Origin of the sequence: Mycetocola sp., from assembly GCF_025464835.1 — a bacterium.
Taxonomy (GTDB): Bacteria; Actinomycetota; Actinomycetes; order Actinomycetales; family Microbacteriaceae; genus Mycetocola_A.
The window spans coordinates 1-8,176 of the sequence record NZ_JAODMP010000103.1 but is presented as its reverse complement, the minus strand read 5'-3'; the positions used below and the strand labels follow the sequence as shown (position 1 = coordinate 8,176).

Here is an 8,176-nt window from a genome sequence, read left to right as displayed (position 1 = left end):
CAATCGGCGAGGCTTCAGGGTCGCGGTCGATCCGCATTGCCTCGATCGCAGCCTTACTGGCGACATCCCAGAGTGCGACTCCGTCGCCGGCGAGCACGATCGTGTCGATCATCGCAATGTTGGCGATCATGGTCATCATCCGGCCCAGCGCACGTCCTCCTGCTTCCGTGACTGCCGCGGCGACCGGATGGCTCGCTCGGGCGAGGTCGAGCACTTCTTGGTAGGTAACTTCGCGCCCTAGTGCCGTTGCGACCTGCGCTTTGATGCTCGGGATGGAGAGCATGGCTGTCGAACACCCACGATGACCCTGCATGCAGAGCGGCCCGCTCGGATCTAGCGGAAGGTGTCCACCCAACCCCAGCCCGGAGTCGGCAGTGCTCACCACACGATCGTGCAACACCAGCCCGTAGCCCACTCCCGCGCCGATCGTCACCACCGCGAAGGCGGGCGCACCTCGCACGGCGCCAAACCAGTGTTCCGCGGTCGTGAGCGCCACCACGTCGTTCTCGACAGCGACGGGCAAGCCGAGCTCGGCCTCCAGATGACCGGCGAGATCAACGTTCCGCCAGTCGAGGAACGGCGCCCGCGTCACCACGCGCTGCTCGGCAACGTTGCCACCCACCGAGACCCCGAGAAAATCGATCGCGAAGTCAGGGCGTCGCAGCTCCGCCACCAGCTCCGCAATAGCACGAACGACCGTCTCAACCTGATGATCGAGGAGCGGGCGCTCCGCACGTTTCAGGGCGGTCGCGCGCAGGTCAGTAAGCACAGCAACCGCCGCTTCGCCAGTGAGTTTCACTCCGACGAAACGACGTGCCTCAACGCGCACGTCAAGGGGTCGGGCCGGACGCCCCGGCCCGACCGACACTTCCGACGCCTCGAAGAAGAGCCCGCGCTCTATGAACGGCTTGCTGAGCCGAGTGAGGCTGGCCGGCGAGAGATGGAGTCGACGTCCCAATTCGGAACGCGAGATGGGACCGTGGATGATCACGGCTCGCGCGAGATCACGGGCGGTTTCACTTGCATCCTGGTCCAGAAGGCTCGTCATCGGGTCCTCCACAGGGTTGCTTCTTTCCATCCTGACATAAATGAGCGCAGAAACACACCGGCATTCTGCCAGAAGCCGCGCGCACAGCCCCGCTTACCTAACGATCTATTGCGGTTGACAGTGGGTTATTTTTATCGTAGAAATAACTCATGCAAAGCCGCACTTCCGTGATCCACCTCCGCAATGGGGGCACCAGCGCCGTTCTCGACACTGAACGTGGACCGCTTCCGACCATCGTCTTCTGGGGCCCCGATCTGGGCGACCTCAACTCCGACGAACTTAACGCGCTTGCAACTACTGCTCGTCCACAGCGCGTTTCCGGCAGCCTCGACCAGCCCGCCCCGCTCACGCTCATTCCGCAGGAATCATCGGGATGGCTGGGCACCCCCGGCCTCGCCGGGCATCGGGCGGGCCGCTTCTTCTCGACCAAGCTCGAAAGCGCCGCTATCGACGTCGACGCGGCATCCGCCACCCTGGTCGTCACCGCGAGAGACGACGCCGCCGGACTCGAGGCCACGATCACCGTTGAGGTCACCCCAGCAGGGCTCCTTCGCCAGCGCATCGCACTGGCGAACCGATCAGACGAACCGTACTCACTCACAGCCCTCGCTCCCACCTTCCCGGTTCCCCAGGACGTAACCGAGCTGCTGGACACAACAGGGCGCCATCTCCGCGAGCGCTCACCGCAGCGACACGCGTTCACAATCGGCACCCACCTGCGGGAAAGCCGTCGCGGGCGGCCAGGCTCTGACGCGAGCCTGCTGCTCGCGGCGGGGCGCCCTGGGTTCAGTTTCGAGCGGGGACTCGTCTACGCTGTGCACACTGCATGGAGCGGCAACCACCGGTTGCTCGCCGAGCGCACGCCGACGGCCGACGCATTCCTCAGCGCAGGGGAACTGCTCATCAACGGCGAACTCGTACTCGGTCACGGCGAGACATACACCACCCCCTGGGCCATCGGCTCATGGGGCGATGGCCTCAACGACCTCGCCAAGCGCTTCCATGACCAGCTTCGCTCCCGTCCGCACCACCCATCACGCCCTCGACCGGTGACCCTCAACACCTGGGAAGCGGTGTACTTCGACCAGAACCTGGAAACCCTCAGCAACCTCGCGGAGCGGGCCGCCCGGGTCGGCGTTGAGAGGTTCGTGCTCGACGACGGCTGGTTCCTGGGCCGCCGCGATGACACGGCGGGCCTCGGCGACTGGTTCGTCGACACCGACGTGTGGCCGGACGGCTTGCAGCCGTTGATCGAGAAGGTGCGAGGCCTCGGGATGGAATTCGGCCTCTGGGTCGAGCCGGAGATGATCAACCTCGACAGCGATCTCGCCCGCCGGCACCCCGACTGGATTCTGCGCGGGCGTGAGGACCTGCCCGTCGAGGCTCGGCAGCAGCACGTTCTCGATCTCGCCAATCCGGACGCATGGCAATACGTCTTCGACCGGCTCAACGCACTGCTCACTGAGAACGACATCTCCTACCTGAAGTGGGACCACAACCGGGACCTGCTGGAGGCCGGCGCGACCGACTCCGGCAAACCGCGTGTTCATGCCAACGTGCTCGCCCTGTATCGGCTCCTCGCTGCCTTGAAGGCCGCCCACCCCACGATCGAAATCGAATCGTGTGCCTCCGGCGGCGCGCGGGTGGACCTTGGAATCCTCGAGCACACCGACCGCATCTGGACGAGCGATACCCTCGACCCGATCGAAAGGCTGCAGATCCAGCGCTACACCGGCCTGCTCGTGCCGACCGAGATTCTGGGCGCACATCTCACCAGCCCCAAAGTCCACTCCACTGGACGGACTGTGTCGCTCGACCTGAGCGCCGGTGTGGCTCTTTTCGGCCACCTCGGGATCGAGTGGAACCTCACCACCCTCGACGAAGACGGCCTCGACGCCGTTCGTCGCTGGGTGGAGATCCACAAGCAGCACCGGCCGATGATCCACTCCGGTGTCCTGGTCCACGGAGACACCGCGGATGCAACAACGGACGTTCGCGGCGTGGTGGCAACGGACGGGGCATCCGCTCTCTTCACATTCACGCAGGTGTCGACCAGCGTCACCTACCCTCCCGGCCGCTTCACGCTCCCCGGATTGGTGCCAGACCGCCGTTACACCGTCCAGATCCTGGCCGGCAGCGTATCGGCGGGACCCGGCCAGTCACCGCTCCCCTGGGCCGAGCAGCCCATCCGCTTGACCGGCCGGCAACTCGGTACGGTGGGTCTCCAAGCCCCCGTCCTTCTCCCCGCTCAGCTCGTTCTACTCGAGCTATCAACTACCCCGACCAGCGAGCCCCACTGAGCCCGCACGGCACGTAACCCACATTGCGCAAGGAGGCACATGATGGATACCAGCAACACCGTCCGAAACACGCACAGAAAACGACGGTCGCGCCAGCGGCGAACCGGTCTCGCGGCGTCGGTGGTTGTCGGCGCGCTTCTGCTCTCCGGGTGCACCGTCCAGAGCGACAGGAACATTGTCACTCTCGACTTTTTTCAGTTCAAGGGAGAAGCGCTCGAGGACTTCACGCAGATCATCGCGGATTTCGAGGCCGAGAACCCAGACATCAAGGTCGTTCAGAACCAGGTTGCCGACGCCGACACCGCTATCCGCACGAGGCTCGTGAAAAACGACGTGCCGGACGTGATCACCCTCAACGGCAACGGCGGCCTCGGCCAGCTGATGCGCGCCGGAGTGTTCCACGATTTCACCGGTGATCCGCTCCTCGACCGGATCAACCCGGCCGTGCAGGACATTCTCGCGGACATCGGTTTCGCCAAGGGTGAGGTCAATGCACTCGGTTATGTGAACAACGCCAACGGGGTCATCTACAACCGAACGATATTCGAGGAGCAGGGACTGGAACCACCGGAAACCTGGGACGAGTTCATCGAGGTTTGCGAGAAGTTAGAGACGGCAGGCATCACGCCGTTCTTCGGCACGCTCGCCGACAGCTGGACGGCAATGCCGTCGTTCAACGCGCTCGGTGCGTACCCGGCCCAGGGCGACTTCTTCGACACCATGCGTGAAGAAGGCGAGAACGTCGGTCCGAACTCCGAAGTGTCGTTCGAAAAGGACTTCGCAACGGCCCTCGAACAGCAGGCCGAACTATTCTCGTACGCCCAGGACGGCTATCGTGGCCGCACCTACGACGACGGCAACGCCGCCTTCGCGAACGGCGAGGTCGCGATGCTCATGCAGGGGATCTGGGCGATCAACCCGGTAAAGGGCATCAACCCCGACATCGACGCAGCGATCTTCCCGTACCCTGCCGCCGACTCCCCCGACGAGAGGCTCCTGGTCTCCGGCGTCGACGTCACGGTTCTCATTGGTAAGGACACGCCACACTTCGACGAAGCAAAGCGCTTCGTCGACTATCTGTTCGAGGCCCAGGTGCTCGAGGACTTCGCGGCCTCTCAGCTCATGGTCCCGTCGGTGGTGGATGCCGAGATCAGCGACGATCCGGCGCTTCAGTCAGTGAAGCCCTACTTCGACGATGAGAAGATTACCGGCTTCATCGACCATCAGATTCCGCCGAGCATCCCGCTGGCGGCGGTCATCCAGCAGTTCCTTTTTGACGGAGACGTGGATGCTGCGCTCAAAACGCTCGACAACGAGTGGAGCAAAGTAGCCCGTCGAACGATCCGAAGCGGAGAGTGACATGTCGACCGCGACAACAAAGACAGAGGCGATCGTCACGGCCGGCTCGCGACGCGTCAGAGGCCGACGGCCTCTGACGGCTCGCGCCGAAGGGCGCGCGGCTCCCGCGTTCTACTGGATGGTGTGGCCGGCGCTCGCGCTCTTCGCCTTCTTTCATACCCTCCCGGTCCTGGTGGGCATCTTCTTCAGCTTCACCAACTACCCCGGGTTCGGCACATGGGAGTTCGTAGGCTTCGCGAACTACGCGAACCTCTTCCGGGATGACCGGGTCCTTGCGGCATACGGGTTCTCGTTCGGGTTCGCGATCGCCGCGACCATCCTCACCAACGTCATCTCACTGGCTATTGCGATGGGACTGAACGCAAAGATTGTTGGCCGCAACGCATTCAGGGGCATCTACTTCGTGCCGTACGTCCTGGCGATCCTCGTCGTCGGCTACGTGTTCCAGTTCCTGTTCTCGAATTCGCTCCCGAGGCTGCTGCCGAACATCCCGCTCGTGGCAGAGAACATTCTGTCGAACCCTGAATGGGCCTGGCTGCCGATCGTGATCCTCGCTGTGTGGCAGGCATGTGCTTTCGCCATCATCATTTACCTGTCGGGACTTCAGACAATTCCCCATGAGCTTTACGAGGCGGCATCCCTCGACGGGGCAAAATCGTGGCGACAGTTCCGCTCGATCACCTTTCCGCTCATTAGCGCGTTCTTCACAATCAACATGGTGCTGAGCCTCAAGGGCTTCCTCCAGGTGTTCGACCACATCGTCGCCTTGACCAACGGCGGCCCAGGCACGGCCACCGAATCGATCACGCTGCTCATCTACAAGGGCGGTTTTACCGGTGGTGAGTTCGCTTACCAGACGGCGAACGCTGTCATCTTCGTGATCGTAATCACCATCGTTTCACTCCTTCAGTTCCGGGTACTTCAACGCAGAGAGGCGGACTTCGGATGACTACCGTGACCAACACGCCAGCGCAGGCAACGGCGCTTTCAGAAAACGAGGGCCCTCGCCGTCGGCGGCGATTCCGTGAGTCGCAAGAAGACACCCGCAAGATCAACTGGTGGGCAACCGCGTTCATCGCGGTCTGCTCACTCACCGTGCTCATCCCGCTCTACCTCGCAGTGATGGTGGCACTGAAGACACCCGACCAGATCGCGACGGGCACCGGATTCGAGTGGCCGACAACCGTGCGCTGGGAGAACTTCGCTGACGCCTGGACCCGTACTAACTTTCCCCAGGCGCTTCTCAACACCGGGCTCATCACCGTCGGCGCGTTGGTGCTCACGCTGCTCAGCAACTCCATCGTCGCCTACGCGATCGCGCGAAACATCCACCGGCGATTCTTTAGAACCTCGTACTTCTACCTGCTCGCCGCACTGTTCATCCCGTTCCCGATCATCATGCTTCCGCTCGTCAAACAGACGTCTCTTCTGGGCATCGACAACCAGGTCGGAATGATCATCCTCTACACGGTGTTCGGGCTGTCGCTGAACGTGTTCATCTACACGGCATACATCCGGACAATTCCGATCGAGCTCGAGGAGGCAGCCACTGTCGATGGCGCGAGCACATGGCGCGTGTTCTGGTCGATCATCTTCCCCCTCCTGGGGCCGATGAACGCGACGGTGGGCATCCTGACCTGCGTGTGGGCGTGGAACGACTTCATCCTGCCACTCGTCATCCTGAGCGATCCCGGCGATCGCACTCTGCAACTCGCGCAATACGTGTTCCAGGGCCAGTTCAACACCGACTACACGGTCGCGTTCGCGTCATACCTCATGGCGATGGCCCCGCTCCTGCTCGTGTACATTTTTGCGCAACGCTGGGTCATCTCCGGCGTGACGCGAGGCTCGATTAAGTAACCGAAAGCCACGCGTCCGCTAGAACCATTTCTGGTTCGGGGCCTTGTACCGCTCCGAGGCACAACTCGAAGGCTAAGCGACGTCAGACCTGGAGACACCCATCGCGCGGCGGATCTCGCCGGAGAGAATGTCGATCGCGCGGTCCATACCTGGCGCCAAAGATGTGGCATGCGTTGCGCCGCGACGGCCACCAAGTCGGCCGTGACTGGGTTGCTCAGCTGATGCGAGTAGCTGGGATCTCGGGAGCACTCCGGGGCCGTCGCCGGACCGTGACAACCTTCAACTACCGGCGTTCGCACCCGTCCACTGGGCACCATACGCCCGTAGAATACGAAACCGAGTACCACCGAACTCACGCCCAGAAACCCCTGGCCGCGTGAGAGTGAGGCCTCCATCAAACCCAGTGCGATTCACGTAGCTGACCGTCGGGCTTAGGACCGGGGAAGACACCGCCAGAACGCCACGAACGGGCCGAGTGCCGGATCGTCCGCAACTCGCTCTCGTAGACTGCCTTCGCCCCGTCGGACAGGCGGGGATCGATCTTGATGTCCTCGAGCAACAGTCGGGCAAGTTCCGCGAAGGGCATGTCCGCCGTCACAGTCTCCCCCGCTGCGCCGGACTGCTCGTGATCGGCGAGCTTGGCCTTGAGTGCGGCGACCGCTCTTGCCTTGGTCGTTCCCCGTGCCGCGACCCGGCGCAGTTGCCCGTCTCTGTCGCGCACCCGCGTGCTCGCGCTGAATGCTTTTGATCCGCTGGCGATCGTGCTGATCGAGCCGGGTGCACGGCCTGCCGGGCATGGCCGCTCCGTCTCGGGCGCCGACCGGATCGGACTGGCGATCCAGCCACGCTCGGATCTCAGAGATCCGATACCGCCGCTCACGTCCGACGTGAACGGCTCGCGGGCCGCGACCGGCGGTGCGCAGGTCGTAGATGGTCTGCGGAGCGACGCCGACACGATCTCCCGAGACGTGTCGCGACCACCCGTGATGGGACGTTGCGTTGACGCGAAACACACCACCGAGCGCCATTTGTGGCCAATAAGTGGCCGCTGAGCCAAAATCTCCCGTCCCGTCCGGGACGACCAAATTTCTGATCAGTTGGGTGAAATTGGAGCCGCCTGTGGGAATCGAACCCACGACCTTTTCATTACGAGTGAAAACACTCTCCCCGACTGGGCTAAGGCTGCTGGCCGGGCGCGAGGTCAGCGCCACGTCGAGTCAAAAATCGGCCCCGTTGCGAGCCCCTGGCACATGTAAGAGGTACGCACGTGCCCCCCGCATGCCCGACCGAACGGCAATTCATGTCCATTTCAGTCCTCGTCTGTCTATCGAGAGAAGGCACAAAAGAGGCCCGGATCCGCAGAATCCTGCGGGCCCGGGCCTCTCAACGGCCTGTTTATGGGCCGTGCGTGTTGTGGGGCTCTAAAAGTCCCAGTCCTCGTCTTCGGTGACAACGGCCTTGCCGATGACGTAAGACGACCCAGACCCCGAGAAGAAGTCGTGGTTCTCGTCAGCGTTCGGTGACAGCGCCGACAGGATCGCCGGGTTCACGTCGGTGACCGTCTTCGGGAACATCGGCTCGTAGCCGAGGTTCATCAGCGCCTTGTTGG

6 protein-coding genes, 1 tRNA gene and 3 pseudogenes are annotated in these 8,176 nt (G+C 63.0%); 5 read left to right on the top strand and 5 right to left on the bottom strand.

Annotated elements, in window-relative coordinates:
- Window positions 1–1,048, bottom strand: a 1,048-nt coding sequence (locus JWP90_RS12840) for an ROK family transcriptional regulator (protein ID WP_297364930.1), incomplete at its 3' end; no start/stop codon positions are given.
- A gap of 149 nt (window positions 1,049–1,197) precedes the next feature.
- On the opposite strand from JWP90_RS12840, the gene JWP90_RS12835 reads away from it, so the two are divergent.
- From JWP90_RS12835 to JWP90_RS13225, 5 genes and pseudogenes are all read left to right on the top strand, one after another.
- Window positions 1,198–3,348 (top strand): alpha-galactosidase, encoded by a 2,151-nt coding sequence (locus JWP90_RS12835; RefSeq protein WP_297364927.1) that lies wholly within the window; start codon window positions 1,198–1,200, stop codon window positions 3,346–3,348.
- Between the two features lie 39 nt (window positions 3,349–3,387).
- The gene (locus tag JWP90_RS12830; protein ID WP_297364924.1) at window positions 3,388–4,707 is read left to right on the top strand and encodes an extracellular solute-binding protein; all 1,320 of its coding nucleotides are present in this window, start codon (window positions 3,388–3,390) and stop codon (window positions 4,705–4,707) included.
- Window position 4,708: 1 nt separating this feature from the next.
- Window positions 4,709–5,656 carry a carbohydrate ABC transporter permease gene (locus JWP90_RS12825; RefSeq protein WP_297364921.1) on the top strand — a complete coding sequence of 316 codons (948 nt, stop codon included), beginning with the start codon at window positions 4,709–4,711 and terminating at the stop codon, window positions 5,654–5,656.
- Window positions 5,653–6,567: a carbohydrate ABC transporter permease gene (locus JWP90_RS12820; RefSeq protein ID WP_297364918.1), complete on the top strand. Its 915-nt coding sequence runs from the start codon at window positions 5,653–5,655 to the stop codon at window positions 6,565–6,567. The genes JWP90_RS12825 and JWP90_RS12820 overlap by 4 nt, the downstream gene beginning before the upstream one ends.
- 26 nt (window positions 6,568–6,593) lie before the next feature.
- Window positions 6,594–6,830 (top strand): annotated as a pseudogene (locus JWP90_RS13225) (IS3 family transposase); the annotation flags it as partial.
- 131 nt (window positions 6,831–6,961) lie between these two features.
- Here JWP90_RS13225 and JWP90_RS12810 read toward each other — a convergent pair.
- The 4 genes and pseudogenes from JWP90_RS12810 to JWP90_RS12795 all read right to left on the bottom strand — a co-directional run.
- Entirely contained in the window at window positions 6,962–7,288 is a 327-nt protein-coding gene (locus JWP90_RS12810; RefSeq protein ID WP_297364914.1) for a hypothetical protein, read from the bottom strand.
- A 163-nt stretch (window positions 7,289–7,451) separates the two neighbouring features.
- Window positions 7,452–7,595, bottom strand: a pseudogene (locus JWP90_RS13220) (hypothetical protein); the annotation flags it as partial.
- 80 nt (window positions 7,596–7,675) lie between these two features.
- Window positions 7,676–7,753: transfer RNA gene (locus tag JWP90_RS12800), tRNA-Thr, on the bottom strand.
- 235 nt (window positions 7,754–7,988) lie between these two features.
- Window positions 7,989–8,176, bottom strand: a pseudogene (locus JWP90_RS12795) (ribonucleotide-diphosphate reductase subunit beta); the annotation flags it as partial.